Here is a 25993-nt window from a genome sequence, read left to right as displayed (position 1 = left end):
CGTCAGCCGTCCGCCTCGGGGGCGTCGTCCCCCGGTGCGTGCTCCTGCTCGCCGAAGCGGCGGTACGACTCCTCGCCGTCCGCGAGCCGTCGCAGGCTCAGCAGCACCGGCTCGTAGAGCACCGTCACCGCGATCGCCGCCTCCACCTGCTCGTCCGCCGGGCCGTACCCCTGCACCATGTCCAGATCGGCCACCGCCAGCCGCTCCGCGAGCCGGCCGTACGGCGTCAAGTGGTCGATGTCCCACGGGTATCCGAGCTGCGCCAGCCGTACCAGCGCGCCGACCAGCGTCCGGTACGCCGGGGAATCCGCGCCCGCCAGCCGGGCGAACGGCCAGTCGAGCCGGTCCAGCAGCGCGTCCACCGCGCCACGGGCCGCCTCGGTCACCTCCGCACCGTCGTCGTCCGCCGTCACATCCGTCCCGCCGAGCTCATGGGGGAGCGCCCACACCGCCGCGCCCAGCCGCATGTGGTGGTCCAGCGAGTCGTCGTCCACCGCCGCGAGCACCTCCCGGACCGTCGCCACCGGGACCCGTCCGACCTGGATCATCGCCCGTACCAGCCGCAGCCGGCGCAGATGGACGTCGTCGTACGCGGCCTGGGTCGCGCTGATCCGGCGGCCCGCCGGAAGCAGTCCCTCGCGCAGGTAGTACTTGATCGTCGCGGTCGGGACCCCGCTGCGCGCGCTCAGCTCCGCGAGCCTCATGGCACTTGCACCCTTCGTTGGAGAGTGGCACTATCCAAAGAAGGATAGTGAGACTATCCAACCACTCTTGCCTGGGAGAACGCCATGGGTGCTGAGCCGAACAAGGGGCGGATGACGACCGAGGCCGACGAGGAGATCGTGGTCTTCCTCATCGGGATGCGGGTCAACAACTGGCGGGCGGTGCGCAGCTGGCTGCCGACCGTGCGTGCGATGCCGCCGATGCTCAAGGAGCTGTCCGACGATCCGGACTCCGGGATGCTCGGGTACCGCTTCCTCTACTCGCCCCGTGTCTTCAGCACGGTCCAGTACTGGGAGTCGAAGGAGAAGCTGCTCGCGTACGCCTCACGGCAGGACGCCGAGCACCGGCCGGCCTGGACCGCGTTCAACCGCCGCGCACGGGACGGCCGGGGGAGCGTCGGGATCTTCCACGAGACCTACCTGGTCCCCGCGGGCGCCTACGAGAACGTCTACGTGGACATGCCCGCGTTCGGACTGGGGGCCGCCCGCGGCACGGTCCCCGTGGGGCGCCGGGGCGACCGTGCGGCCCAGCGGTTCGGCTCCGCGGCACCCGGCGGCGCCTGACCGTCCCGGCGGTCCGGTTCTTCGTGACGTACGCCGGGTCGCGGTCCTTCGCGGCGCGCCGGGCCGGACGGGTCCGGCGCGCCGCTCGTACGGGATCAGCCCGTGCGGCGCAGGGCCTCGGAGAGCCGGGCCGCCGCGTCGATGACCGCCTGCGCGTGCATCCGCCCCGGGTGGCGGGTCAGCCGCTCGATCGGGCCGGACACCGAGACGGCCGCGACGACACGGTTGGACGGGCCGCGCACCGGCGCGGACACCGAGGCGACCCCCGGCTCCCGCTCGCCGATCGACTGCGCCCAGCCCCGGCGGCGCACACCCGACAGCGCCGTGGCCGTGAAACGGGCGCCCTGGAGACCGCGGTGCAGCCGCTCCGGCTCCTCCCAGGCCATCAGGATCTGCGCGGACGAGCCCGCCTTCATGGTCAGCGTGGACCCCACGGGCACGGTGTCCCGCAGTCCGGACAGCCGCTCGGCGGCGGCCACACAGATCCTCATGTCACCCTGGCGCCGGTAGAGCTGCGCGCTCTCTCCCGTGATGTCCCGCAGATGCGTGAGCACCGGCCCCGCCGTGGCCAGCAGCCGGTCCTCGCCGGCCGCCGCGGCCAGCTCCGCGAGCCGCGGGCCCAGGATGAACCGCCCCTGCATGTCGCGGGCGACCATCCTGTGGTGCTCCAGGGCGACCGCGAGACGATGTGCCGTGGGCCGGGCGAGCCCGGTCGCCGCGACCAGCCCGGCGAGGGTGGCCGGACCGGACTCCAGGGCGCTCAGTACGAGAGCCGCCTTGTCGAGTACGCCGACACCACTAGAGTTGTCCATGCAACGATATTCGCGTCTCACTCTGTGAAACGCAAGTTCAATTCCCCGGGGAACTTGTCACCCTGTACGTCAGACGCCGCCCCGCCGACCGCGGGCCGGCGGTCGCTGCCTGGCACGAGGGGTACGGGCGACGGCGTTCACATCTCTAGTTGGGTCGGCCAACGACGGTCGACCGGAGGGAAAGCGATGGGTAGGACACTCGCGGAGAAGGTCTGGGACGACCATGTCGTCCGGCGCGCCGAGGGCGAGCCCGACCTCCTTTTCATCGATCTGCACCTGCTGCACGAGGTGACCAGCCCGCAGGCGTTCGACGGCCTGCGGCAGAACGGCCGCCGGGTCCGGCGCCTCGACCTCACCATCGCCACCGAGGATCACAACACCCCGACCCTCGACATCGACAAGCCCATCGCGGACCCCGTCTCGCGCGCCCAGCTGGAGACCCTGCGCAGGAACTGCGCCGAGTTCGGTGTCCGGCTGCACCCGCTGGGCGATGTCGAGCAGGGCGTCGTCCATGTCGTCGGCCCGCAGCTGGGCCTCACCCAGCCCGGGATGACCGTGGTCTGCGGTGACTCCCACACCTCCACGCACGGCGCCTTCGGCGGTCTGGCGTTCGGCATCGGCACCTCGCAGGTCGAGCATGTGCTGGCCACCCAGACCCTCCCCATGGCCCGGCCGAAGACCATGGCCATCACCGTCGACGGCGAACTGCCCGACGAGGTCACCGCGAAGGACCTGATCCTGGCGATCATCGCCCGGATCGGCACCGGCGGCGGCCAGGGCTACGTCCTGGAGTACCGCGGCCCGGCCATCGAGAAGCTCTCGATGGAGGCCCGGATGACCATCTGCAACATGTCGATCGAGGCCGGGGCCCGCGCGGGCATGATCGCGCCCGACCGGACCACCTTCGACTACCTCGAAGGCCGTCCGCACGCCCCGAAGGGCGAGGACTGGGACGCCGCCGTCGCGTACTGGAAGACGCTGCGCACCGACGACGACGCCGTCTTCGACGCCGAGGTCGTCATCGAGGCCGCCGAGCTGGCGCCGTTCGTCACCTGGGGCACCAACCCCGGTCAGGGCGCGCCGCTCTCCTCGAACGTCCCCGACCCGGCTTCGTACGACGACGCTTCGGAGCGGCTCGCCGCCGAAAAGGCCCTGGAGTACATGGGGTTGACCGCCGGACAGCCGCTGCGGCAGATCAAGGTCGACACCGTCTTCGTAGGTTCATGCACCAACGGCCGCATCGAGGACCTGCGCGCCGCCGCCGCCATCGTGGACGGCCGCAAAGTCGCCGACGGCGTACGGATGCTGGTCGTCCCCGGCTCCGCCCGGGTCGGACTCCAGGCCGTGGACGAGGGACTGGACAAGGTCTTCAAGGAGGCCGGGGCCGAATGGCGGCACGCGGGCTGTTCCATGTGTCTGGGCATGAACCCCGACCAACTGGCTCCCGGTGAGCGTTCCGCCTCCACGTCCAACCGCAACTTCGAGGGACGGCAGGGCAAGGGCGGCCGTACCCATCTGGTCTCCCCGCAGGTCGCCGCCGCCACCGCGGTACTGGGCCACCTGGCCTCCCCGGCCGATCTCGCCGAGGCCGACGTCGCCACACCCGCAGGAGTCTGAGGACCATGGAAGCCTTCACCACCCACACCGGCCGGGCCGTCCCGCTGCGCCGCAGCAACGTCGACACCGACCAGATCATCCCCGCGCACTGGCTGAAGAAGGTCACCCGCGACGGCTTCGAGGACGGGCTCTTCGAGGCGTGGCGCAAGGACCCCGACTTCATCCTCAACCGCCCCGAGCGCCAGGGTGCCAGCGTCCTGGTCGCGGGCCCCGACTTCGGTACCGGCTCCTCGCGTGAGCACGCCGTATGGGCGCTCCAGAACTACGGCTTCAAGACGGTCATCTCGTCGCGCTTCGCCGATATCTTCCGGGGCAACTCGCTGAAGAACGGCCTGCTCACGGTAGTGATCGAGCAGAAGGTCGTGGACGCGCTCCAGGAGCTGACCGAGGCCGACCCGCAGGCCGAGATCACCGTCGACCTCCAGGCCCGCGAGGTGCGGGCCGAGGGCCTCACCGCCCCGTTCGAGCTGGACGAGAACGCCCGCTGGCGGCTGCTGAACGGTCTGGACGACATCAGCATCACCCTCGCCAACGAGACGGACATCACCGCGTACGAGGCACGCCGGCCCTCCCACAAGCCGCGCACCCTCCCGGTCTGACCCGGCCGCGGCCCCTCGCGAGGCCCGGACCGGCCCGAACGGCCCAGTGCCGGCGGGCGGGTCCCGGCCACCGGGACCGGGACCCGCCCGACCGCCCCGAACGGGCCCTTCCGGTGCCCCGGGCGCCCGCTCGACCCCCTTGATGTACCCCCATCCGTGCCACGGTTGGGGGTACATCCGTGTGCGCACTTTTCGGTGTCCGCCGCCCGCCCATGGCGGTCCGGTGCCGGGGCCAACTACCCTGCTGCCAGAGCGAGAAGAGTCCGAAAGGTGACTTGCGTGAGCGACCCGGATACTGACCCGAAATGCCCTCCGAGCTGCACAGTTGCACCCTGGGGGGGCGACAACTCGCCCTAGATGGCACAATCGGTGCATGGAACGCGACGACCAACTCCAGCTCTACGGGGTCGTGGCGGACCAATTGAAGGAAGCGCACGCCAAGGTGCGCGCACTGCAAGTCCCGGAGGGCGTACGGATGGCGCTGACCCGGAAGCTGCTGGTCATTACGGCCGTGGCCAAACACGACCTCGCCGATGCGGCAAGGCGTCTGAAGCGATTGAACGCGGACCTCGACGAGGGGCGAATCCCCGAAGACACCTGAGCGGCAGCCGCATCGGGTCATGACGGACGCGACCGAGCCGGCAGCGGTCGAGTTCGTTGCGGCACAAGGGTGATTAGCCCGTTTCGTGTTTGATTTGCGGTATATATCTGCCTAACGTGCGAAAAAGCTTGAACAGATTCGTTCTGGCAATGTCTCCGAAGGGGAAGACGTGAACAAGGCGCAGCTCGTAGAAGCGATTGCCGACAAGGTCGGCGGCCGTCAGCAGGCCGCTGACGCCGTCGATGCCGTACTCGACGCCATCGTGCGCGCAGTTGTCGGTGGGGACCGTGTTTCGGTCACCGGCTTCGGCTCGTTCGAGAAGGTCGAGCGGCCGGCGCGGTACGCCCGTAACCCGCAGACCGGGGAGCGCGTGCGGGTCAAGAAGACCTCCGTGCCCCGTTTCCGTGCGGGCCAGGGGTTCAAGGACCTGGTGAGCGGTTCCAAGAAGCTCCCCAAGGGCGGCGAGGTCTCCGTCAAGAAGGCCCCCAAGGGCAGCCTGACCGGTGGCACCAGGACCACCACCAAGGCCGCGGCGAAGAAGGCCACCGCCAAGAAGGCCACGGCCCGCAAGGCCACCACCACGGCCGCCGCCAGGAAGACGACGGCCGCCGCGAAGAAGACCACGGCCACCGCCAAGAAGACCACGGCGAAGAAGACCACCGCCACGGCGAAGAAGGCCACCCCCGCGAAGACGACGGCGGCCAAGAAGACCACGGCCACCGCCAAGAAGACGACGGCCGCGGCCAAGAAGACCGCGCCCGCGAAGAAGACCACCGCGAAGAAGGCGCCGGCCAAGAAGTCGACCGCGCGTAAGACGACGACCGCCAAGAAGGCCACCGCCCGCAAGCGGTAGGGCAGGGCCTCGCAGGCACTCACGCGCCGGGCCGGACTCCCCTCGGGGAGCCCGGCCCGCGGGCTGTCCGGGCGCTGTCCGGCGGCGTCAGAAGGTCTGGAGGGTGATCAGGGTGACGCGGCGGGCCCCGGCCTCGCCGGTGACCTCGATCCGGACACGCTGGCCGGGGCGGAGCAGGCGGAGGCCGCCCGCGTCGAACGCGGGGGCGTCGAACGGGACGGGGGTGCCGTCGTCCAGGAGGACGCTGCCGCTGCGGGTCTCCTGGTCGTACGTGTACGCGGTGGCTTGCATCCCCACACGGTAGCTTCCCGGCGGGCGTGGGGCCGATGCTGCCTCCTGCGGTCGCCTTGTCCCTGCGGGTCGCCTTCGCTTGCGCTTCTGGGTCTGTCCGGGTGGGCCCGCTTGTCCCTGTGCCGTCGCCCGGTGGGTGCGCAGTTCCCCGCGCCCCTGGATGCTGCCCCTGTCCGTCGCTCTTCGGGTGCGGGCCGGTTCTCGTCTTTTGCGCAGTTCCCCGCGCCCCTTTGGGGCACCCCCGGTGGGTTCTTCGGGGCGGCGCCGGTCGGGATTCTCCGGACAGCCCGCGGACGACGGCCAGCCTCAGGAGGCTGAGGCGCCCCCAAAGGGGCGCGGGGAACTGCGCACCCCAGGACGACGGCACAGGAACAAGCGCGCCCACCCGGACAGACCTGGGGTGTGTTCAGAGGTGGGAGCGCGGGGGGTGTCCGGGGTGGGGGAGGAGGGTCGCTGCTTTTTGGGTGTGGGGGCCCACGCCGAGGGAAAGGGCGGTACGCAGATCCGCACCGGTATCGACGTCCTGGCGGACGGAATCGATACCCGGAAGCATGATCTCGGCCGCCCCGGAACCCCTGTGCCGCATTCTGGAGGCGTTCCCGAAAAGGGGCAGCAGTTCACGCCCGGACAACGCGGTGAGCAATGTCGTACCGATTCCCGCAGCATCCGCGAGGAATGCGCGCGGAAAACGGGCGGCCTGTTCGAGAACGCGGGTCAATTCCTCGGTGCGCAATGCGGGGAGATCCGCGTTCAGCGCGGCCACCGCCGCGTCGGGCCGCCCCAGACGCACCGTGGCCACGCCGTGCGTCAGCGCCGCGTTCAGCCCGTCGTCGGGCGTGCGGTCGCGGGTGCGGTCCGGCGCGCGGCGGGGCGCGTCGGGGACGATCCGCGCGCCCAGTCCGGCCAGTTCCCGCCCTGCCAGCGGGTCGTCCGTGACGACCACCACATCGCGTACCGCCGGGCTCGCACCCGCCGCGGCCACGGTGTCCTGCGCGAAGGCGAGGACCAGCCGGGGCCGTACGGCGTCCGGCGCGGTGTCCGAAAGCCTGCTCTTCGCCCGCGCCAAGGGCTTCAAGGGGACGACCAGCGTCCACCGCACACGCGCTCCGTCCCCGTTCATCGCGCCCATTGTGACCTGCCCCCGGTCCGGACCCCGCGCGCGGGCACCCCCGGACCCGCCCTGAGCAGGACGTGACCGCCGGCCCCCCGGGCGTACGGTGTCCTCGACAGAGGGGCGCCCCGGAGCCACACTTGGGCGCCTGACCAGGGGCTCACCGGGCCCCGGTGGAACGAGAGAAAGGTGTTCGCGTGTCCCGCCGAAAAGTCGGCTTCTGGTACCGCTTCGCGGCGGTCCTGTGCAAACCGCCACTGGTGGTTCTGTTCAAGCGGGACTGGCGAGGAATGGAGAACATTCCGGCCGAGGGCGGATTCATCACCGTGGTCAACCACAATTCGCATGTGGACCCGGTTGCCTACGCCCACTTTCAGTACAACACGGGACGAGTGCCCCGTTTCCTGGCCAAGCACGCTCTTTTCCGTAAGGGCTTCGTGGGTGCGGCGATGCGTGGCACCGGCCAGATCCCCGTCTACCGCGAGAGCACCGACGCGCTCAGCGCCTTCCGGGCCGCGATCGGCGCCGTCGAACGCGGTGAATGCGTCGCCTTCTACCCCGAGGGCACCCTCACCCGCGATCCGGACCAGTGGCCCATGATCGGCAAGACGGGCGCCGCCCGGGTGGCGCTCGCCACCGGCTGCCCGGTCGTCCCCGTGGCCCAGTGGGGCGCCAACCTGCTGCTGCCGCCGTACGCGAGCAAGCCCGACCTGTGGCCCCGCAAGACGCACCATGTGCTCGCGGGACCCCCGGTGGACCTCTCCCGGTTCCACGACCGGGAACCGACCCCGGAACTCCTCAAGGAGGCCACGGAGGTCATCATGGCGGCCATCACCGAGCAGCTGGAGCTGCTGCGCGGGGAGAAGGCCCCGCACACCCGCTACGACCCGCGCCATGTGCGAGTCGAACAGCGCCGCAGGACAGCGGCGGAACACATCGACCACGACATCGAGGGCGGCAAGTGACCAGCACCGTGAAGGCGGCCGTCTTCGGCACCGGCTCCTGGGGAACGGCATTCGGGATGGTGCTCGCGGACGCGGGCTGCGACGTGACCCTGTGGGGCCGCCGCGCCGGACTCGCCGACGCCGTCAACTCCACCCGGACCAACCCGGACTATCTGCCGGGCGTCGAACTGCCCGCGAACCTGCGGGCCACCACCGACCCGGCCGAGGCCGCCGCCGGAGCCGACTTCACCGTCCTCGCGGTTCCTTCGCAGACCCTGCGCGCCAATCTCGCGGACTGGGCGCCGCTGCTCGCCCCGGGCACCGTCCTGGTGTCGCTGATGAAGGGCGTCGAGCTGGGGTCCGCGATGCGGATGAGCGAGGTCGTCGAGGATGTCGCGAAGGTCGGCGCCGACCGCGTCGCCGTCGTCACCGGGCCGAACCTCGCCCGGGAGATCGCCGCCCGGATGCCCGCCGCGTCCGTCGTCGCCTGCGCCGACGAGGGCGTCGCCCAGCGGCTCCAGGCCGCGTGCCACACCCCGTACTTCCGCCCGTACACCAACACCGACGTCGTCGGCTGCGAACTGGGCGGGGCCGTCAAGAACGTCATCGGGCTCGCCGTGGGCATCGCCGACGGGATGGGCCTCGGCGACAACGCCAAGGGCTCGCTGATCACCCGGGGGCTCGCCGAGACGACCCGCCTCGGCCTCGCGATGGGCGCCGACCCGCTGACGTTCTCCGGGCTCGCCGGGCTCGGGGACCTGGTCGCCACCTGCTCGTCGCCGCTGTCGCGCAACCACACCTTCGGCACCAACCTCGGCAAGGGCATGACCCTCCAGGAGACCATCGCGGTCACCCGGCAGACCGCCGAGGGCGTCAAGTCCTGCGAGTCCGTGGCCGATCTGGCCCGCCGGCACGGGGTCGACATGCCGATCACGGAGACCGTCGTCGACATCGTCCACGAGGGCAAGCCGCCGGTCGTGGCGCTCAGGGAACTGATGTCCCGCAGCGCCAAGGCCGAACGCCGCTGAGCCGGCCGCCCGGCGCCGCCCACCGGGCCGCGCCGGGCGGACCCGCCGCGGTCCGTCGTACGACGCGGCCCGGGCGCGCTGACCCACGGCGGGGCAACGGGTACGCTCAACGCGATATGAGCAGCGAGACCTCACCCCAGGGCCACCGGCTCCGCAAGCCGCGTGTGGCCGTCGTGTTCGGCGGCCGCAGTTCCGAGCACGGCATCTCCGTCGTCACGGCGGGCGCCGTCATGCGTGCCATCGACCGCACCAAGTACGACGTGCTGCCGATCGGCATCACCCAGGACGGGCGCTGGGCGCTGACCGCCGACGAACCGGACCGGATGGCGATCACCGACCGTCAGGTGCCGAACGTCGACCAGCTGGCCGAGTCGTCCGAGGGCAGTGTCGTCCTCCCTGTCGACCCGAACGACCGCGAGGTCGTCTACACCGAGCCCGGTGCCGTGCCCAAGGCCCTCGGCGACGTCGATGTGGTCTTCCCGGTCCTGCACGGCCCGTACGGCGAGGACGGCACCCTTCAGGGGCTCCTCGAACTCTCCGGGACGCCGTACGTCGGCTCCGGGGTCCTCGCCTCGGCCGTCGGTCAGGACAAGGACTACATGAAGCGCGTCTTCCAGTCCTTCGGCCTGCCCGTCGGCCCGTATCTCGTGGTGCGGCCCCGGGAGTGGGAGCAGGACGAGACGGGCGCGCGGGAGCGGATCGCCCACTTCGCGGCCGAGCACGGCTGGCCGCTGTTCATCAAGCCCGCCCGCGCGGGCTCCTCGATGGGCATCACCAAGGCCGGTTCCTTCGAGGAGCTGGACGAGGCGATCGAGGAGGCCCGGCGCCACGACCCGAAGTTCCTGGTCGAGTCGCTGCTGCGGGGCCGGGAGATCGAGTGCGGTGTCCTGGAGTTCGAGGACGGCCCGCGCGCGAGCGTGCCCGCCGAGATCCCGCCCGTCCAGGCCCATGACTTCTACGACTTCGAGGCGAAGTACATCGACTCCGCCGCCGGGATCATCCCCGCGCCGCTGACGCCCGAGCAGACCGCGGAGATCCAGCGGCTCGCGGTCGCCGCGTTCGAGGCCGCGTCCTGCGAGGGGCTCGTCCGCGCGGACTTCTTCCTCACGGAGGACGGGACGTTCGTCATCAACGAGATCAACACGATGCCCGGGTTCACCCCCATCTCGATGTACCCGCGGATGTGGGAGGCGAGCGGGGTGCCCTACCCGGAGCTGGTGGACCGGCTCGTGCAGGCCGCGCTCCGGCGCTCCACCGGACTGCGCTGACCCGATTCCCGCGCGTCCGCCGCCCGGCCCCGGCCCGCCGGCCGCCGCGCCGGGGCGGCGGCGGGCAGAGGTGAGGGGACGGTGAAGCACGGCGCTCCGGACACCTCCCCGGATCAGTCGGGGATGCCCTCCGGGACCGTCTTCTTCACCGGCTCCGCGAAGTCGAGCAGCGGGTTCACGCCCCCGCCCGTACGGGACTTCGGCAGGGACACCTCGACATACACGCGGCGCTGCACGGTGGTGAAACGGAAGGAACCGTTCTTCTGCGGCTCGATGAGCCAGGCCACACCGTCGGCCGTCACGCTCTCGGCCTTCGGATCGAGGAGCGCCGCGGGCTTGGGCACACCGCAGCGCAGTATGATCGCCGGATCACCCCATCCGGCGGTCAGTTCGGACGAGGGCTCCGGGTCCTGCCTGCCGAGCCCCTCCACCCGCTCGGGGAGCTCCTCGCGCAGGTCCCGGCACAGCCGGTCCGCCGCCGCGCCCGGAGAAGGCACCGCCGCCGTCGCCGGTCCGTCCAGTACGGAACAACCGGTGACGGTGAACAGCAGGGCGAGGACGGACGGCCCGGCGAGTGAACGGGGCCGGCGACGGAGAATGTTCACCGGCCTAGGGTAGACGGGGGCTACAGATGAACGACCGGGCAGGTCAGGGTTCGGGTGATGCCGTCCACCTGCTGGACCCTGGCAACCACCATGCGGCCCAGCTCGTCGACGGTGTCGGCCTGCGCCCGCACGATCACGTCGTACGGTCCGGTCACGTCCTCTGCTTGGATCACCCCCGGGATCTTGCTGATCGTGTCAGCGACGGTCGACGCTTTGCCGACCTCCGTCTGGATCAGGATGTACGCCTGTACCACGGAACCTCCAGGGCGGCCACGAGGATCATGTGGGGAGAAGAGACGCCACGTTATCGCGTCGCCGCTCGCCGCGGGGAGACCCGCGGGGGCTGTGGCGCGCACGAGGTGCACGCACGGCACACGTTGACGGTCATGCCGACCGTACCCAGGACAGGAACGGTCCGCGCCCGTACGCCGCTCGCGGCCGGGCACGGCAGCCGGACCGGCGCGGAAGGGGCAGTACGACGATGAAGGGCACCGTGGGAGAGCTGGGCGAGTTCGGGCTCATCAAAGAGATGACGGCCCGGCTCACCACCACCCCGGCGGTACGGCTGGGGCCGGGCGACGACGCCGCGGTGGTGACCGCCCCCGACCGGCGGGTCGTCGCCAGCACCGACGTCCTGCTCGAAGGACGTCATTTCCGCCGCGACTGGTCCACCGCCTACGACGTGGGCCGCAAGGCCGCCGCACAGAACCTCGCGGACATCGCGGCCATGGGCGCCGTGCCCACCGCGCTGCTCCTCGGGCTCGTCGTCCCGGCGGAACTGCCGGTGACCTGGCCCACCGAGCTGATGGACGGGCTGCGCGACGAATGCCAGGTCGCGGGCGCCGCCGTGGTCGGCGGGGACGTCGTACGGGGCGAGACGATCACCCTGGCGATCACCGCGCTCGGCGATCTGCGCAACCACGAACCGGTGACCCGGGCCGGGGCACAGCCCGGTGACGTGGTCGCCGTCACGGGCTGGCTGGGCTGGTCGGCGGCCGGGCACGCGGTCCTCTCCCGGGGATTCCGCTCACCGCGGGCCTTCGTGGAGGCCCACCGCAGGCCCGAACCCCCGTACCACGCGGGTCCCGCCGCCGCCGGACTCGGCGCGACCGCGATGACCGACGTCAGCGACGGGCTGATCGCCGACCTCGGGCACATCGCGGAGTCCAGCAAGGTCCGGATCGACGTCCGTTCGGGCGCGGTGGACGTGCCGTCGCAGATGAACGACATCGCAGCCGCCGTCGGTGTCGACCCGCTCATGTGGGTGCTCACCGGGGGCGAGGACCACGCCATCGTGGCGACCTTCCCGCCCGAGGTGAAGCTCCCCGCGCGCTGGCGGATCATCGGCGAGGTCCTCAATCCGTCGGCGCTGCCCCAGGTCACGGTCGACGGCGCGCCCTGGACGCACAAGGGCGGCTGGGACCACTTCGGCGACATCGAGGGCTGATCCGGCCCGGAACCGGCACAATCGGCGGGGTTCCGTCACCGCACACGGAACGAGGCACCGAGAACCGAGAGACCGGGACGACCGCCATGACCCTGCCGCCCATACCCGTCCGCCCGGCGCTGCCGCGCGTGCTCACCGTCGCCGGGTCCGACTCCGGGGGCGGGGCCGGCATCCAGGCCGACCTCAAGACCATGCTGGCCCTCGGTACGCACGGGATGAGCGTCCTGACCGCCGTGACCGCGCAGAACTCCCTGGGCGTCCAGGGAGCCTGGGAGCTGCCGGTGGCGGCCGTGCGCGCCCAGTACCGCAGTGTCGTGGACGACATCGGCGTCCAGGCGGTGAAGACCGGGATGCTGGCCACCGCCGAACTCGTCGAGACGGTCGCGGGGCTGCTCGCCGCGACCGACGCGCCCGTGGTGGTCGACCCGGTGGGGGTGTCCAAGCACGGCGATCCGCTGCTCGCGTCCTCCGCGCTGGACGCCGTCCGGCTGGAGCTGCTGCCGACGGCGACCGTCGCCACCCCCAATCTGGACGAGGTGGCGCAGCTCACCGGGATCGAGGTGCGGTCCGAGGACGGGATGCGCCGGGCAGCCGAGGCGATCCTGCGGTTCGGGCCGCGCTGGGCACTCGTCAAGGGCGGGCATCTCGCCGGGGACGCGGTCGACCTGCTCACGGACGGGGCCGCCGAGCACTGGTTCCGGGCACCCCGGCTGGACAACCGGCACACCCATGGCACGGGCTGCACCCTCGCCAGCGCGATCGCCGCCCGGCTCGCCCACGGCGACCGGGTGCCCCAGGCGGTCGCCGCGGCCAAGGAGTACGTGACCGGCGCGATCGGCGCCGGGTTCGCCCTGGGCGGCGGGATAGGGCCGGTGGACCACGGCTGGCGCCTCAGGAACGCCTGACCGCAACGACCCGTCGTACGGCATACGCGCGTGGGGGGTGCCCCCGAGGGCCGGGGACACCCCCCACGCGTAGGAGCCGCGTGTGGGGGCCGCGCGTATGGGCACGCGCAAAAACCGGCCCACCCGAGGGTGGACCGGTTTCGCAGCGACCAGAAGGTGGCCGCGCTAGCTTTACGTCAGCGCGAGACCTTGCCGGCCTTGATGCACGAGGTGCAGACGTTGAGCCGCTTCGGCGTCCGACCGACCACGGCACGCACGCGCTGGATGTTCGGGTTCCAGCGACGGGACGTACGGCGGTGCGAGTGGGAGATGCTGTTGCCGAAGCTCGGCCCCTTGCCACAGACGTCGCAGTTGGCAGCCACGGGTCACTCCAAAGACTTCAGATGCGCTTACGGTTGATCCCGGCATGCCGGGATCAATGATCGGGTGGCGCTGCCAGGGGAAAGGCCCGATGCGGATCGGGCAACCGAAGCAGCATACTACGGCTGCCCCGGTGCAACGAAACTACCACGAGCGCCCCCGGACTCCCGCCCCGCCCCTGGTCGCGGGCCCTCTTCCGGGGGGACCCCGCCCGGGGTCTACGCTGCGTCGCAGTCCGGATGCCGAAGGAGCGACAGGTGCCGCAGATCCTCGACGCCGCCCTGGTGCGCGCCTGGTGCGCGCTGTCCCTCGACGCGCTGGGCAGGGCCCGTGAGGAGATCGACGCGATCAATGTCTACCCGGTCGCGGACGGTGACACGGGGACCAATCTCTATCTGACGGTGGAATCCGCGGCGCAGGCCGTGGAGGCCGCGTTCGCCGGGCACGAGCCGGAGCTGCCGTCGGCGGCGCAGGCCGCCCGCGCGATGGCCCACGGCGCGCTCATCGGGGCACGCGGCAACTCCGGCACGATCCTCGCGCAGCTCCTGCGCGGGATGGCCGAGGTGCTCGCGGCGGAGGACGCGCGGGACACCGCCGACGAACCGGTGGGCCCGGCGCGGGCGGCCGGGGACGCCCGCGCGCTGCGACGCGCGCTGCGGCGGGCCGCGGAGTCGGCGTACGAGGCGGTCGCGCATCCCGTCGAGGGCACGGTCCTGACGGTGGCGACGGCGGCGGCGGACGGGGCGGCCGGAGCCGCCGACGACTGCCGGTCCGTCGTACGCGCCGCGTACCGAAGCGCCAGGACGGCGCTGGAGGCCACCCCACGCCAGCTGGCCGTCCTGGGGCGGGCCGGGGTCGTGGACGCCGGTGGACGGGGCCTGGTGGCCGTCCTGGGGGCACTGGTGGAGGCGTGCACGGGGGAGCGGCCCGCTCCGGCGCTCCCGGGCCCGTCCGGCGCGGCCGGGTCGCCTGGACCGGTCGGGTCGGCCGAGCAGATGGCGCCGGTCGGATCGGTAGAGGAGTGCGAGGACGGGGTGGGCGGACCCGCGTACGAGGTGATCTATCTGCTGGAGGCCACCGACCCGGCCGTCGAGCGGCTGCGGGCCCGGCTCGACGGGCTCGGGGACTCCCTGGTGGTCGTCGGCGGCGACGGGCTCTGGAACGTCCATGTACACGTCGACGACGCGGGTGCCGCCGTGGAGGCCGGGGTCGAGGCGGGCCGCCCGTACCGCATCCGGATCACCCACTTCGGCGCCGGGGACGCGCACACCGCGCGCGGGGCCGACGCCCGTCCCGTACGGGAACCGGCGCAGCGCGCGATCGTGGCCGTCGTCCCCGGCGAGGGCCTCGCGGGACTGTACGGCGAGGCCGGGGCCACCACGGTCCTCGCCCGCCCCGGAGAGCCGCCCGCCAGCGGGGAACTGGTGCAGGCGATCCGCCGCGCGCACGCGCGTGAGGTGGTCCTGCTGCCGAACGACGCCGAACTGCGGCACACCGCGGCGGCGGCGGCCGAACAGGCCCGCACCGAGGGGGTACGGGTCGCGCTGATCCCCACCCGGTCAGCGGTCCAGGGCATCGCCGCGCTCGCCGTCCACGAGCCGGGCCGCCGCTTCGACGAGGACGTGGTGTCGATGACCTCGGCCGCCGGCGCGACCCGGTACGCCGAACTGGCCGTCGCCGAGCGGCAGTCCTGGACCACCGCGGGCATCTGCCAGGCCGGGGACGTGCTCGGGCTGATCGACGGCGACGTGGCGGTGATCGGGGCGACCCCCGGCCCGGACGCCACGGACACCCTCGTGGAGACGGCGGTGACCGTCCTCGACCGGATGCTCGCGGCGGGCGGCGAGATGGTCACCCTCGTCCTGGGCGACGAGGTCCCCGACCGCGTCGCCGACCTCCTGGAACGCCACGTCAGGGACGCCCACCTGGCGGTCGACACGGTGGTCTACCGAGGCGGCCGCCACGCGGCCCTCCTCCTGGTAGGCGTCGAGTAACCCACCCTGGCGTGACGGGTCTGCCGCACCCGAACGGACACAGCATGCGGCGCGACCGCAGGGGCGCGAGGAACTGCGCACCCCCGTAAGTACCCACACAGGAACGAGTACGCCCAGGGGCCGAGACCGCAGGGGCGCGAGGAACTGCGCGAGCAACCACAGGCAACCCGCACCCGAAAGGGCACGGCAAGCGGCGCGACCGCAGGGGCGCGAGGAACTGCGCACCCCCGTAGTACCCGCACAGGAACGAGTACGCCCAGGGGCCGCGACCCAAAGGGGCGCGAGGAACTGCGCGAGCAACCACGGGCAACCCGCACCCGAGCGGGCACGGCAAGGGGCGCGACTGCAGGGGCGCGGGGAACTGCGCACCCACCGAGCGACGGCACAGGAACGAGTACGCCCAGGGGCCGCGACCCAAAGGGGCGCGAGGAACTGCGCGAGCAACCACGGACGACCCGCACCCGAGCGGGCACGGCAGGGGGCGCGACCGCAGGGGCGCGAGGAACTGCGCACCCCCGTAAGTACCCACACAGGAACGAGTACGCCCAGGGGCCGAGACCGCAGGGGCGCGAGGAACAGCGCGAGCAACCACAGGCAACCCGCACCCGAGCGGACTCAGCAAGGGGCGCGACCGTAGGGGCGCGGGGAACTGCGCGAGCAACCACAGGCGACCCGCACCCGAGCGGACACAGCAAGCGGCGCACCCCACGAGCACCCCGCACGGGAACCCGTGCTGACCGCCGAAGCCCTCACGGCGCAAGCGAAGACGCCCCGCTACCGCCGACCCGCCCCCTGGGCCCGACCCCCTGGGCCAGATGCGCCAGCAACTCCTCCGCGGCGACAGCGGCGGCGGCCCGCCCGACCGCCCCGTCGTCCGAGGACCCCTCGGACGACGCCAGCACCGACCGCGCGCGGCCCTCCGCCTCCGCACGGCGCCCCAGCCGCCCGAGCAGCCACCCGGCGGCGACCGTCGCGGACATCGCGCCGTCCCGCGCGGCGGGCCCCAGCGAGGTGTACGCGTCGACCGCGAGGTCCATGTGCCCGAGCGCCTCCTCGAACACCGCGCGGACGGCGGGGTCCTCGTCCGTCCCGCCGCCGTGCCCGCGCAGCAGCAGCTCGGCGAACTGCCGCCGGGTCTGCGCGAGTTCCGACACCAGCCGCTCCCGGGCGCCGGCGCCGGCACCCTCGTCGTCCCCGTCGCCCTGCGCGGCAGTCGCCCTGTCGGCGGCCGACAGGGCGGCCACGCACTCCAGGACGGCGGCCTCCATCAGCTCCCGTGCCTCGGCCGCCCCGGCCTGCGCGAGATGCCCCGCGTCCTCGTCGACCATCAGCCACGCGCGGGCCCGCAGCGAGCGCACGAACCCGTACGGATTGCCCAGCTCCCGCCACAGCTCACCGGCCCGCTCGTACGCCTGGTCCGCCTCGGCGGGGAGCCCCGCGTGGCCCAGCGACTCGGCGGCCATGTGCGCGAGCATCGCGTGGTCGCGCTGCTCGGGCCAGGCACGGGCGAGGTCGGCGGCCACCAGCCAGTGCTCGGCGGCGCCCCGGTGGTTGCCCAGCTCCCGCAGACAGTCGCCCAGCCACCACCGGGTCTGCACGAGCGTGCCGTCCCCATGGGCCTCCTGGGTCAGATCCGGCAGCGCGGCCTCCAGCACCTCGGCCGCCTCCGCGTACCGTTCGCGCTGGATCAGCAGCCCGCCCAGCTGATGCCGTGCCCACGCGCCCATGACGGGTCCCTCGTCGGCCTCGTCGGCCCAGTGCGCCGCCTCCAGCGCGTGCGCGCTCGCCTCGACGACCTCTCCCTGGCGGGCGAGGCCGTCGGCCAGCTGACTGTGCAGCTGGGCGTGGTGGGACGGCGACAGGAACGCCCCGCCGTGCTCCAGCGCGGCGCGTGCCGCGCGGGTGGCGGTGTCCAGGTCCTCCAGATGGCGTGCCAGGGTCGCCAGCCGTGACGCGGGCTCCGCCGCGAACCAGGGGGTGCCCGCCGCGACATAGCCCTGCCACGCGCGCGTGAAGCCCGCCATGGAGCCCTCGGTGTCACCGCCGAACGCGGCCAGCTCGGCGAGCATGGCGTGCGCCGCCGCCCGGCGGGAGACCAACCGGGGGTCGTCGGGGTGCCGCTCGGTGAGCGCCAGCAGCCGTAGTACGGCCGCCTCGGCCGTCCGCGAGACCTCGTTCCCCGTACCGTCGCCCGCCTCCGGGCCCACCGCCTCCGTGGGCCCGCCGGGCTCCGTGCGCTCCGGCTGCTCCGCGGGGGCCTCGTACAGCGCCAGCATCAGCACCCGCGCGTGGTACAGCAGCATCGACGCCGCGTGCCGCGCGCCCTCGCCGGACTCCTCGTACCGGGCGACGGCCCGCCCGGTCGCTTCCGTGAGCGCGCTCAGTGCCCCGGCCCCGGTGGCGCCGTCCCGCATCGCCCGCACATAGGCGCCCCGCGCGCGTGCCTCCACCGCCTCGTCGGGATCGCCCGCCTCCTCGTACAGCCCGGCCGCGCGCTCGAACAGCGCCGCGTCCGCGCCCGCCATGGCCTCGTGGTCGGCGATCTCCGCGCGGTCCCGGACGGTCAGCGGGACACCCGCCTCGTCCGCCGCGCCCAGCGCCGCCGCCCACGCCGCCCCGGCACCCGGATGCCGCGCCTCGGTGAGCCGCCGGGCCTCCGCGAGAAGCGCGTCGAGACCGCCGCCGGACGGCTCGTCCACGGGAGCTCGCACCGGCTGCCGCGTGGACACCTTCGGCAGCCGGGGCGCCCGTACCCCCAGCGGCAGCCGCTCCACGAGCGGCCGCTGGGCCATCCGCGCGCGCAGCTCCGCGCCCACATGGCCGCTGCCGTTGCGCTCGTCGAACCGCGCACCGATCGCGACGGCCTCCCCGCGCGCGTGCTCGGCGAGTTCCCGGGCCGTCCACGACCGCCCGGCGGGCCCGGGGACGGGCCGCTCGCCCAGCCCGAGTTCGATCAGCCGCTCGGTGAGCAGGGCCGTCACCGCCAGGTAGTTCATCCGGCTCCGGGGCTGCCCGTCGTCGGTGAAGTACGCCGGACGGTCGGCCAGCAGTTCGAGCGCCCGCGCCTCGTTCCCGGTCAGCGCGCAGAACTCCACGTGCTGCGCGTACGCCCCGCGCATGCTCTCCATCTCGCGCACCAGCCGCAGCCCCCGCAGATGATGGGCCCGCGCCTCGTCCAGCCGCGCCACCCGCACCAGCGGCAACAGGCTCGACGCCAGCGACGCGTGCGGCTCATGGGCGCAGGTGTACTCGCCCTCCAGCACCGGACGCCACAGCTCCAGTGCCTGCTCGTCGTGCCGCCGATGCGCCTCGAACCACGCCTGGTCGTGCAGTTCGCACGCGTGGCAGTCGCTCATCCGGTCCCGGTCGGCGGCCCGCCACGCGCGATGCGCGCGTTCCGCCCGCTCCAGGTCACCGATGTGCAGGGCCACACTGTGCTCGCTGGAACGCACCGCCCGCTCCGAGAAACCGGCGACCCGGTACCGGTGCTCCATCTCGGCGAGCCACTTCTCGATCGACGCCAGCGGGATGTGCGGCTGGTCCAGCATCCCCGCGGACATCCACTTGAACGCCCAGTGCAGGGAGTGCGTCTCGTACTCGTCGAAGTCCTGCGGACCCTCGTCCCACATGCGCAGCAGCCGCGCGAAGGGCACGAACATCTTGTCCTTCTCGGAGCTGTAGCAGTACACCTGCAACTGATGCCCCAGCGCCTCGATCACCGCGAGCGGGACACCCAGCCCCTCCGCCGCCACGACCAGGGCCTCCGCGCGCGCGTTGCGCGCGGGTCCCTCCGGCCGGCCGTCGTTCTCGGCGATCGCGGCACGCAGCGCGCCGAGATCCATGGCGGGAGCGTTCGCGTCGGTCATCGTCCGTCCTCCCCGGGACCGGTGTGCGTGGCCCACTCCAGCAGCCCCATGAACGCCCGGTTCAGCAGCGCCGAGTCGGCGGGCCGCAACGGGCGCTGCGCCATCAGCAGGGCCTGCCCGTACAGCGACTCCGTCGCCGTCCCGATCAGTTCCGGGTCCCGCAGCCCGCTGATCCTGCGGATCAGCGGATTGTGGTGGTTGAGCACCAGCCGCGCGCGCGGGGCGCTGCCCCGCAGCGAGCCGAGGATGCCCGCCCACAGGTCGTCGGCCTGGTCCGCGGCGTCCGCGCGGGCCTGCTCGTGCCGCGCCTGCCGGTCGTCCAGGTGCAGCGCGGGCACGGACACCGGGTGGAACGCGCGCAGCGCCACATCGCAGCCCAGCGGATCGAGCCTCGCGCGCGCGGCGGCGAGGAAGGCGCCCAGCGCCAGCTCCTCCGCCGGGTCGACGGAGTCCAGATGCGCGGTCACCGTGTCGGCGTCGAGCTCCGCCACCACGGTCCCGGGCCGCACCGACGGCAGCGCCTCCAGCAGCTCCGCGTCGTACGTGTAGCCGCCGTTGACCACCCCGACGCCCTGCGCGGACGCGATGGGGGAGACCTGGCGGAACTCCTCCACCGTCCGGGTGAAGTGCACCACCGGGTGGCGCCGCGCGAACTCGTCCAGCGACAGCCGTCCGTCGGTCGTCTCGAACGGCAGCCACGGCAGCATCGTGCGCAGCATGTCCCGGTCGTGCCGCGCCAGCGACTTGACGCCCAGATGGTGCACCGAGACGAACGCGGCCAGCCGCTCCGGGTCCCCGGCCGCCAGCCCGGTCAGCCAGCCCCGGACCCGCTCCCCGAGCGCCTCCCGGACGGCCGCCAGGGTCTCGTCCTCGTACAGCGCCTCACGGGACGCGGTGGGGCGCAGACTGTCCGTGTCGAGGACGCAGCGCACGAAGAACGCCCAGTCGGGCAGCAGCTGTTCGGCGCGCTCGGTCAGCAGCATGCCCTTGAGGTGCACCCGGTGCCCCGCCCGCTGCGCCGGGCTCAGGGCCTGCGGCAGCACGTACGCGACCCCCCGCACCCCGGCCAGCGGTACGTCCAGGTCGATCGCGTCCAGCGGGCTGAAGCCGAACACCTCGTGACAGTGCCGGGCCAGCGCCACCCGCCGCGCGGCGGGGCTCGGGTACGGGCGGTCCCAGGGCGCCGGGAGCTCCGTCACCGGTACGTCGCCCACCCGCACGTCGTACGGCAGGAGCGCGCCGAAGTCACGGGCCAGGGCCAGCACCCGCTCCTCGTCGAGCCATTCGCCCGCGCCCGCCCGTGCCTCCAGACGGACCGTGGTGCCCGGTTTGGGCCGGGCCTCGTCCGGCAGCACACGCACGGTGTACGAACCGTCGTCGCGGGCCGTCCACTCGACGGGCGGCGCCCCGGGGGTCCGCGCCGAACGGCTCACCACCCGGATGCGCTCGGCGACCACGAAGCAGGCCAGCAGACCGATGCCGAACTGGCCCAGGAACTGCGAACGCGCCGACTCCAGCCCGAGGGCCGCGACGGGATCGGCCCCGCCCGGCATCCCGGCGCCGGACCGCTTGGAGCTGCGCCCGATCGTCGCCAGCAGCGAGTGGACGTCGTCCTCGGTCAGCCCGATCCCGGAGTCCTCCACGCACAGCGTCGCCCCGGCCGTCCCGCTCGCCGGGGTCACGGTGAGCCGCACCCGCGCGGGCGCGTCCGGCTGTTCGGCGCGGCGGGCCGTGACGGCGTCCACCGCGTTCTGGAGCAACTCGCGCAGATACACCTTGGGGCTGGAGTACAGATGCTGCGAGAGCAGATCCACCAGCCCCCGGAGATCGACCTGGAACGAATGCGGTCTCCCGGCCGTCGGCAACGGCTGGTCCGCCCCGGGCGGGGGGTCCGCCCGCGGGGTCTGGGTCGGCTGGGGTGCCCGGTTGTCCTGGGGCACATGGGGCGGCTGAGGTGTCTGAGAGTCCATCGTCGCTGCGCCGGTGGGGGGAAGGACGACGGCGCGGGTCGGGCGGTCCCGCGAACCGGTGACCGCGAGCGGGCTGGGGCCAGGTCATCCTAGGCCCTGTCCTCACACCGGTGTCCGCCGCACGCAAGTCCGGTCCCCCGCCCGCCGGAACGGACCGGGTCCCACCGGCCGGGACCGCCCCCCGACCGCTTCGCGGACCCAGCCGTCCCACCCGCGCCCCACGGTCGGCGAACTCATCCGGCCGAACCGGCTGACCAGCGACTTTCCCCCCGAAATCGCGGGGATCTACGACGATGTCAGTGCCGTGGTGTGCAATGGATGCCGTGCCCGTGCTCGAAGAACCGCTCAAGAAGGTGCTCGGCCCCGCCACCGCGAAGGTGATGGCCGAGTCCCTCGACCTGCACACCGTAGGCGACCTCCTCCACCACTACCCGCGGCGGTACGCCGAGCGGGGCGAGCTGACCCGCCTCGCCGACCTCCCCCTGGACGAACACGTCACGGTCGTCGCCCAGGTGGAGACCGCCCGCGTCCTCAAGTTCAACGGCGGCAGCGGCCAGCGCCTCGAAGTCGTCATCACCGACGGCAGCGGCCGGCTCCAGCTCGTCTTCTTCGGCCGCGGCGTCCACAAGCCCCACAAGGACCTCGTGCCGGGCACCCGCGCGATGTTCGCCGGCAAGGTCTCCCTGTTCAACCGCAAGCTCCAGCTCGCCCACCCCGCCTACGAACTGCTGCGCCGCTCCCCGGACGACACCGGGGGCGACGCCGTCGACTCCTGGGCCGGAGCCCTCATCCCGATCTACCCGGCCACCGCGAAGCTGGAGTCCTGGAAGATCGCCAAGGCGGTCGACGCGGTCCTGCCGTCCGTCACCGACGCGGTGGACCCGCTGCCGCCCGCGCTGCGCGAGGGCCGCGCCCTCGTCCCGCTGCCCGAGGCCCTGCTGAAGATCCACCGCCCGCACACCAAACGCGACGTCGAGGACGCGCGGGCCCGCCTCAAGTGGGACGAGGCGTTCGTCCTCCAGGTCGCCCTGGCCCGCCGCCGCTTCAGCGACACCCTGCTGCCCGCCACCCCCCGCCGCCCCGCCGCCGACGGCATCCTCGCCGCGTTCGACGACCGGCTGCCCTTCACCCTCACCGACGGCCAGCGCAAGGTCAGCGCCGAGATCTTCGACGACCTCGCCACCGAGCACCCCATGCACCGGCTGCTCCAGGGCGAGGTCGGCTCCGGCAAGACCATGGTCGCGCTGCGCGCCATGCTCGCCGTCGTCGACGCGGGCGGCCAGGCCGCGATGCTCGCGCCCACCGAGGTCCTCGCCCAGCAGCACCACCGCTCCATCACCGAGATGATGGGCGGGCTGGCCGAGGGCGGCATGCTCGGCGGCGCCGATCACGGCACCAAGGTCACCCTGCTCACCGGCTCCATGGGCGTCGCGGCCCGCCGCCAGGCCCTGCTGGACCTGGTCACGGGCGAGGCGGGCATCGTCATCGGGACGCACGCGCTGATCGAGGACAAGGTCCAGTTCCACGACCTGGGCCTCGTCGTCGTCGACGAACAGCACCGCTTCGGTGTCGAGCAGCGCGACGCCCTGCGCGGCAAGGGCCCCAGCCAGGGCGAGGAGGGCATCCGCCGCACCCCGCATCTGCTGGTGATGACGGCCACTCCCATCCCGCGTACGGTCGCGATGACCGTCTTCGGCGATCTGGAGACCTCCGTCCTCGACCAGCTCCCGGCCGGCCGCTCCCCGATCGCCAGCCATGTCGTCCCCGCCGCCGACAAGCCGCACTTCCTGGCCCGCGCCTGGGAACGCGTCCGCGAGGAGGTCGGCAAGGGCCACCAGGCGTACGTGGTGTGCCCCCGGATCGGGGACGAGGAGCCCGACCCCGCCGACGCGAAGGCCCGTGCCAAGGCCGCGGCCAAGGAGGAGGCCGAGGCCACCGCCGACAAGCGTCCGCCGCTCGCCGTCCTCGACATCGCGGCGGAGCTCGCCGCGGGTGCCCTGCGCGGGCTGCGGATCGAGGTGCTGCACGGGCGGATGCCGCCCGACGACAAGGACGCGGTGATGCGGCGGTTCGCCGCGGGCGACACGGATGTGCTGGTCGCCACCACCGTGATCGAGGTCGGGGTGAACGTGCCCAACGCCACCGCGATGGTGATCATGGACGCCGACCGCTTCGGGGTCTCCCAGCTCCATCAGCTCCGGGGCCGGGTGGGCCGTGGCTCCGCGCCGGGTCTGTGTCTCCTCGTCAGCGAGATGCCCGAGGGGAGCCCCGCGCGCGGGCGGCTCGACGCGGTGGCCTCCACGCTCGACGGCTTCGAGCTGTCCCGGATCGACCTGGAGCAGCGGCGCGAGGGCGATGTCCTCGGGCAGGCGCAGTCCGGGGTGCGCTCGTCGCTGCGGGTGCTCACCGTCGTGGACGACGAGGAGATCATCGCCGAGGCCCGCGAGGAGGCGACCGCGCTGGTCGCCGCCGATCCTGAGCTCGGCAGCCTGCCGGGGTTGCGGGTCGCGCTGGACGCGCTGGTCGACCCGGAGCGGGAGCGGTACCTGGAGAAGGGGTGATCCTTTCGCTCACGCCCTGGGTTTCTTGTGCTGGGCGTACGTGCTTCCCGCGCGGGCCGTCCGTGGGTGCGCAGTTCCCCGCGCCCCTTCGGGACGCGTCCGGCCGGTTCTTCGGGTCGGTGCAGGTCGGGATCCTCCGTCCCACCCACCCCCTCCCGCAGACCGAGAACAGCCCCAGGTGGGCGCCCCCGAAAGGGCGCGGGGAACCGCGCGAGCAACCATGGACCACCCGCACCCGAACGGGAACCGCAAGGGGCGCCCCCGAAGGTGCGCGGGGAACTGCGCGAGCAACCAAGGACCATCCGCAGCCGAGCGGCTACCGCAAGGGGCGCCCCCGAAGGGGCGCGGGGAACTGCGCGAGCAACCATGGACCACCCGCACCCGAACGGGAACCGCAAGGGGCGCCCCCGAAGGTGCGCGGGGAACCGCGCGAGCAACCAAGGACCATCCGCAGCCGAGCGGCTACCGCAAGGGGCGCGACCCAGGGGCGCGGGGAACCGCGCACCCCACGAGCGACCCGTGCAGGGACGAAGTGGGCCCAGCACAAGAAACCCGGGGGCGCGAGCGAAGGCGACCCGCACCGCAATCCTCGCAAGCGCAAGCGAAGGCGAGCTGCCGGGGCCCGGGGGACGCCATATCGTGGGCGTGACCGTGACCGACCGCTGCCGAAGGGCAAGACGCACCTATGACCCGCGTGATCGCCGGAGCCGCCGGAGGACGACGGCTGGCCGTCCCCCCGGGGACCGGTACCCGCCCCACCTCCGACCGCGCGCGTGAAGGACTCTTCTCGACCTGGGAGTCCCTGCTCGGCACGCTGCACGGCATCCGGGTGGCGGACCTGTACGCGGGCTCCGGCGCCGTCGCGCTGGAGGCGCTGTCCCGCGGCGCGGCCCACGCGCTGCTCGTCGAGGCGGACCCCCGCGCCGTCCGCGTGATCAAGGAGAACGTCCGCGTACTGGGGCTGCCGGGCGCCGAGGTACGGCCCGGGAAGGCCGAGCAGGCCGTCGCCGGACCGGCCCCCCAGGAGCCCTACGACGTGGTGTTCCTCGACCCGCCCTACGCCGTCCCGGACGGCGATCTTGGCGAGATCCTGCTCACACTCCGTGCCCAGGGCTGGCTCACAGGCGACGCGCTCGTCACCGTGGAACGCGGTACCAGGGGAGGCACGTTCCCCTGGCCGGAGGGTTTCGAGGCCGTCCGGTCCCGCCGCTACGGCGAAGGGACCCTTTGGTACGGTCGCGCCGCCGCCATCAGCGACACCGCGCCCACGTGCGAAAACGCCCCATGACCGGACCGGAGAGCGAGGGAACTGAGTTGCGCCGCGCCGTCTGTCCGGGGTCATTCGACCCCATCACCAATGGCCATCTCGACATCATCGCCCGTGCCTCCAAGCTGTACGACGAGATCTATGTCGCGGTGATGATCAACCAGTCCAAGAAGGGACTGTTCACGATCGAGGAGCGGATCGAGCTGATCCGCGAGGTCACCGCCGAGTACGGCAACGTCGTCGTGGAGTCCTTCCACGGCCTCCTGGTCGACTTCTGCAAGCAGCGCGACATCCCCGCGATCGTCAAGGGGCTGCGGGCCGTCAGCGATTTCGACTACGAGCTCCAGATGGCCCAGATGAACATCGGCCTCTCGGGGGTGGAGACCCTCTTCGTCCCCACGAACCCCACCTACAGCTTCCTGTCGTCGTCGCTGGTCAAGGAGGTCGCCGCCTGGGGCGGCGATGTCTCCCACCTGGTTCCGCCGACCGTCCTCGGCGAGCTGGGGGACCGGCTGCGCGAGCGCGGGAAGGCCGGGGACTGAGCCCTGCCCCCTTGCTGATGGTCCGTCACCAGGTGTCGGGCCGGTGCCCTCTGCCCTTACAGTCGC

General features: G+C 72.8%; 23 protein-coding genes. 14 read left to right on the top strand and 9 right to left on the bottom strand.

Annotated elements, in window-relative coordinates; all coding sequences use genetic code 11:
* Nucleotides 1–2: 2 nt before the first annotated feature.
* Nucleotides 3–704, bottom strand: coding sequence for a MerR family transcriptional regulator (locus OG711_RS11540; RefSeq protein WP_266507803.1), 702 nt, complete (start codon nucleotides 702–704; stop codon nucleotides 3–5).
* Nucleotides 705–788: 84 nt separating this feature from the next.
* Between OG711_RS11540 and OG711_RS11535 the strand changes: the two genes are divergently transcribed.
* Complete coding sequence (locus OG711_RS11535) at nucleotides 789–1286, top strand: DUF4188 domain-containing protein (protein WP_178391151.1); 498 nt, start codon at nucleotides 789–791, stop codon at nucleotides 1284–1286.
* A gap of 95 nt (nucleotides 1287–1381) precedes the next feature.
* Here OG711_RS11535 and ndgR read toward each other — a convergent pair whose 3' ends face one another.
* Nucleotides 1382–2098 (bottom strand): IclR family transcriptional regulator NdgR, encoded by a 717-nt coding sequence (ndgR, locus tag OG711_RS11530; RefSeq protein WP_007384919.1) that lies wholly within the window; start codon nucleotides 2096–2098, stop codon nucleotides 1382–1384.
* Nucleotides 2099–2284: 186 nt separating this feature from the next.
* Here ndgR and leuC point away from each other — a divergent pair, with 186 nt between their 5' ends.
* The 4 genes from leuC to OG711_RS11510 all read left to right on the top strand — a co-directional run bounded on the left by leuC (nucleotide 2285) and on the right by OG711_RS11510 (nucleotide 5768).
* Nucleotides 2285–3715 carry a 3-isopropylmalate dehydratase large subunit gene (gene leuC / locus OG711_RS11525; RefSeq protein WP_073793283.1) on the top strand — a complete coding sequence of 477 codons (1431 nt, stop codon included), beginning with the start codon at nucleotides 2285–2287 and terminating at the stop codon, nucleotides 3713–3715.
* Nucleotides 3716–3720: 5 nt separating this feature from the next.
* Nucleotides 3721–4314, top strand: coding sequence for a 3-isopropylmalate dehydratase small subunit (gene leuD / locus OG711_RS11520; protein WP_073793284.1), 594 nt, complete (start codon nucleotides 3721–3723; stop codon nucleotides 4312–4314).
* Between the two features lie 373 nt (nucleotides 4315–4687).
* A complete protein-coding gene (locus tag OG711_RS11515) occupies nucleotides 4688–4915 on the top strand; it encodes an SCO5555 family protein (protein WP_073793285.1) in 228 nt (75 codons plus the stop codon).
* A gap of 169 nt (nucleotides 4916–5084) precedes the next feature.
* Nucleotides 5085–5768 carry an HU family DNA-binding protein gene (locus tag OG711_RS11510; protein ID WP_073793286.1) on the top strand — a complete coding sequence of 228 codons (684 nt, stop codon included), beginning with the start codon at nucleotides 5085–5087 and terminating at the stop codon, nucleotides 5766–5768.
* Nucleotides 5769–5855: 87 nt separating this feature from the next.
* On the opposite strand, the gene OG711_RS11505 is transcribed toward OG711_RS11510, so the two are convergent.
* Together OG711_RS11505 and cofC are read right to left on the bottom strand one after the other, a co-directional pair.
* Nucleotides 5856–6059: a hypothetical protein gene (locus OG711_RS11505; protein WP_073793422.1), complete on the bottom strand. Its 204-nt coding sequence runs from the start codon at nucleotides 6057–6059 to the stop codon at nucleotides 5856–5858.
* Between the two features lie 406 nt (nucleotides 6060–6465).
* Nucleotides 6466–7158, bottom strand: coding sequence for a 2-phospho-L-lactate guanylyltransferase (cofC, locus tag OG711_RS11500; RefSeq protein ID WP_329563747.1), 693 nt, complete (start codon nucleotides 7156–7158; stop codon nucleotides 6466–6468).
* A gap of 209 nt (nucleotides 7159–7367) precedes the next feature.
* On the opposite strand from cofC, the gene OG711_RS11495 reads away from it, so the two are divergent.
* The 3 genes from OG711_RS11495 to OG711_RS11485 all read left to right on the top strand — a co-directional run bounded on the left by OG711_RS11495 (nucleotide 7368) and on the right by OG711_RS11485 (nucleotide 10410).
* Nucleotides 7368–8135, top strand: a complete 768-nt coding sequence (locus tag OG711_RS11495) for a lysophospholipid acyltransferase family protein (protein ID WP_073793288.1) — start codon at nucleotides 7368–7370, stop codon at nucleotides 8133–8135.
* Nucleotides 8132–9142: an NAD(P)H-dependent glycerol-3-phosphate dehydrogenase gene (locus tag OG711_RS11490; RefSeq protein WP_073793289.1), complete on the top strand. Its 1011-nt coding sequence runs from the start codon at nucleotides 8132–8134 to the stop codon at nucleotides 9140–9142. The genes OG711_RS11495 and OG711_RS11490 overlap by 4 nt, the downstream gene beginning before the upstream one ends.
* A gap of 116 nt (nucleotides 9143–9258) precedes the next feature.
* On the top strand, nucleotides 9259–10410 hold the full coding sequence (locus tag OG711_RS11485; RefSeq protein ID WP_073793290.1) for a D-alanine--D-alanine ligase family protein: 1152 nt from the start codon (nucleotides 9259–9261) through the stop codon (nucleotides 10408–10410).
* Between the two features lie 113 nt (nucleotides 10411–10523).
* Here OG711_RS11485 and OG711_RS11480 read toward each other — a convergent pair whose 3' ends face one another.
* Nucleotides 10524–11015, bottom strand: a complete 492-nt coding sequence (locus OG711_RS11480; RefSeq protein ID WP_073793291.1) for a DUF3515 domain-containing protein — start codon at nucleotides 11013–11015, stop codon at nucleotides 10524–10526.
* A gap of 20 nt (nucleotides 11016–11035) precedes the next feature.
* On the bottom strand, nucleotides 11036–11269 hold the full coding sequence (locus tag OG711_RS11475) for an Lrp/AsnC family transcriptional regulator (RefSeq protein ID WP_055493527.1): 234 nt from the start codon (nucleotides 11267–11269) through the stop codon (nucleotides 11036–11038).
* A 227-nt stretch (nucleotides 11270–11496) separates the two neighbouring features.
* Between OG711_RS11475 and OG711_RS11470 the strand changes: the two genes are divergently transcribed.
* Nucleotides 11497–12462 (top strand): thiamine-phosphate kinase, encoded by a 966-nt coding sequence (locus tag OG711_RS11470; protein WP_073793292.1) that lies wholly within the window; start codon nucleotides 11497–11499, stop codon nucleotides 12460–12462.
* Between the two features lie 86 nt (nucleotides 12463–12548).
* On the top strand, nucleotides 12549–13367 hold the full coding sequence (thiD, locus tag OG711_RS11465) for a bifunctional hydroxymethylpyrimidine kinase/phosphomethylpyrimidine kinase (protein WP_073793293.1): 819 nt from the start codon (nucleotides 12549–12551) through the stop codon (nucleotides 13365–13367).
* A 176-nt stretch (nucleotides 13368–13543) separates the two neighbouring features.
* On the opposite strand, the gene rpmB is transcribed toward thiD, so the two are convergent.
* Nucleotides 13544–13729: a 50S ribosomal protein L28 gene (gene rpmB, locus OG711_RS11460; protein ID WP_073793294.1), complete on the bottom strand. Its 186-nt coding sequence runs from the start codon at nucleotides 13727–13729 to the stop codon at nucleotides 13544–13546.
* Between the two features lie 237 nt (nucleotides 13730–13966).
* Here rpmB and OG711_RS11455 point away from each other — a divergent pair, with 237 nt between their 5' ends.
* Nucleotides 13967–15721, top strand: a complete 1755-nt coding sequence (locus OG711_RS11455; protein WP_329559194.1) for a DAK2 domain-containing protein — start codon at nucleotides 13967–13969, stop codon at nucleotides 15719–15721.
* A gap of 749 nt (nucleotides 15722–16470) precedes the next feature.
* Here the strand turns inward: OG711_RS11455 and OG711_RS11450 are convergent.
* Together OG711_RS11450 and OG711_RS11445 are read right to left on the bottom strand one after the other, a co-directional pair.
* Nucleotides 16471–19587: a tetratricopeptide repeat protein gene (locus OG711_RS11450; protein ID WP_329559193.1), complete on the bottom strand. Its 3117-nt coding sequence runs from the start codon at nucleotides 19585–19587 to the stop codon at nucleotides 16471–16473.
* Nucleotides 19584–21557, bottom strand: coding sequence for an HSP90 family protein (locus OG711_RS11445; protein ID WP_329559192.1), 1974 nt, complete (start codon nucleotides 21555–21557; stop codon nucleotides 19584–19586). The genes OG711_RS11450 and OG711_RS11445 overlap by 4 nt, the downstream gene beginning before the upstream one ends.
* 314 nt (nucleotides 21558–21871) lie before the next feature.
* Here OG711_RS11445 and recG point away from each other — a divergent pair, with 314 nt between their 5' ends.
* The 3 genes from recG (at nucleotide 21872) to coaD (ending at nucleotide 25927) form a co-directional block, all read left to right on the top strand.
* The gene (gene recG, locus OG711_RS11440; protein WP_073793297.1) at nucleotides 21872–24118 is read left to right on the top strand and encodes an ATP-dependent DNA helicase RecG; all 2247 of its coding nucleotides are present in this window, start codon (nucleotides 21872–21874) and stop codon (nucleotides 24116–24118) included.
* A 685-nt stretch (nucleotides 24119–24803) separates the two neighbouring features.
* Nucleotides 24804–25406, top strand: coding sequence for a 16S rRNA (guanine(966)-N(2))-methyltransferase RsmD (rsmD, locus tag OG711_RS11435; RefSeq protein WP_266507782.1), 603 nt, complete (start codon nucleotides 24804–24806; stop codon nucleotides 25404–25406).
* Between the two features lie 26 nt (nucleotides 25407–25432).
* A complete protein-coding gene (gene coaD / locus OG711_RS11430; protein ID WP_178391155.1) occupies nucleotides 25433–25927 on the top strand; it encodes a pantetheine-phosphate adenylyltransferase in 495 nt (164 codons plus the stop codon).
* Nucleotides 25928–25993: the final 66 nt, after the last annotated feature.

Origin of the sequence: Streptomyces uncialis (genome assembly GCF_036250755.1) — a bacterium.
In the GTDB taxonomy this organism is placed as follows: domain Bacteria; phylum Actinomycetota; class Actinomycetes; order Streptomycetales; family Streptomycetaceae; genus Streptomyces; species Streptomyces uncialis.
Note: the sequence above shows the minus strand (reverse complement) of the source record. Positions and strands in the feature narration are given on the sequence as shown.

Bases quoted from the DNA above. Each gene is read 5' to 3' on its own strand.
- thiD (WP_073793293.1), top strand. From the start codon at position 12,549: ATGACCCTGCCGCCCATACCCGTCCGCCCGGCGCTGCCGCGCGTGCTC.
- OG711_RS11450 (WP_329559193.1), bottom strand. From the start codon at position 19,587: ATGACCGACGCGAACGCTCCCGCCATGGATCTCGGCGCGCTGCGTGCC.
- leuC (WP_073793283.1), top strand. From the start codon at position 2,285: ATGGGTAGGACACTCGCGGAGAAGGTCTGGGACGACCATGTCGTCCGG.
- OG711_RS11505 (WP_073793422.1), bottom strand. From the start codon at position 6,059: ATGCAAGCCACCGCGTACACGTACGACCAGGAGACCCGCAGCGGCAGC.
- OG711_RS11455 (WP_329559194.1), top strand. From the start codon at position 13,967: ATGCCGAAGGAGCGACAGGTGCCGCAGATCCTCGACGCCGCCCTGGTG.
- OG711_RS11540 (WP_266507803.1), bottom strand. From the start codon at position 704: ATGAGGCTCGCGGAGCTGAGCGCGCGCAGCGGGGTCCCGACCGCGACG.
- OG711_RS11470 (WP_073793292.1), top strand. From the start codon at position 11,497: ATGAAGGGCACCGTGGGAGAGCTGGGCGAGTTCGGGCTCATCAAAGAG.
- OG711_RS11485 (WP_073793290.1), top strand. From the start codon at position 9,259: ATGAGCAGCGAGACCTCACCCCAGGGCCACCGGCTCCGCAAGCCGCGT.
- recG (WP_073793297.1), top strand. From the start codon at position 21,872: ATGGATGCCGTGCCCGTGCTCGAAGAACCGCTCAAGAAGGTGCTCGGC.
- OG711_RS11535 (WP_178391151.1), top strand. From the start codon at position 789: ATGGGTGCTGAGCCGAACAAGGGGCGGATGACGACCGAGGCCGACGAG.
- OG711_RS11515 (WP_073793285.1), top strand. From the start codon at position 4,688: ATGGAACGCGACGACCAACTCCAGCTCTACGGGGTCGTGGCGGACCAA.
- OG711_RS11445 (WP_329559192.1), bottom strand. From the start codon at position 21,557: ATGGACTCTCAGACACCTCAGCCGCCCCATGTGCCCCAGGACAACCGG.
- leuD (WP_073793284.1), top strand. From the start codon at position 3,721: ATGGAAGCCTTCACCACCCACACCGGCCGGGCCGTCCCGCTGCGCCGC.
- rsmD (WP_266507782.1), top strand. From the start codon at position 24,804: ATGACCCGCGTGATCGCCGGAGCCGCCGGAGGACGACGGCTGGCCGTC.
- ndgR (WP_007384919.1), bottom strand. From the start codon at position 2,098: ATGGACAACTCTAGTGGTGTCGGCGTACTCGACAAGGCGGCTCTCGTA.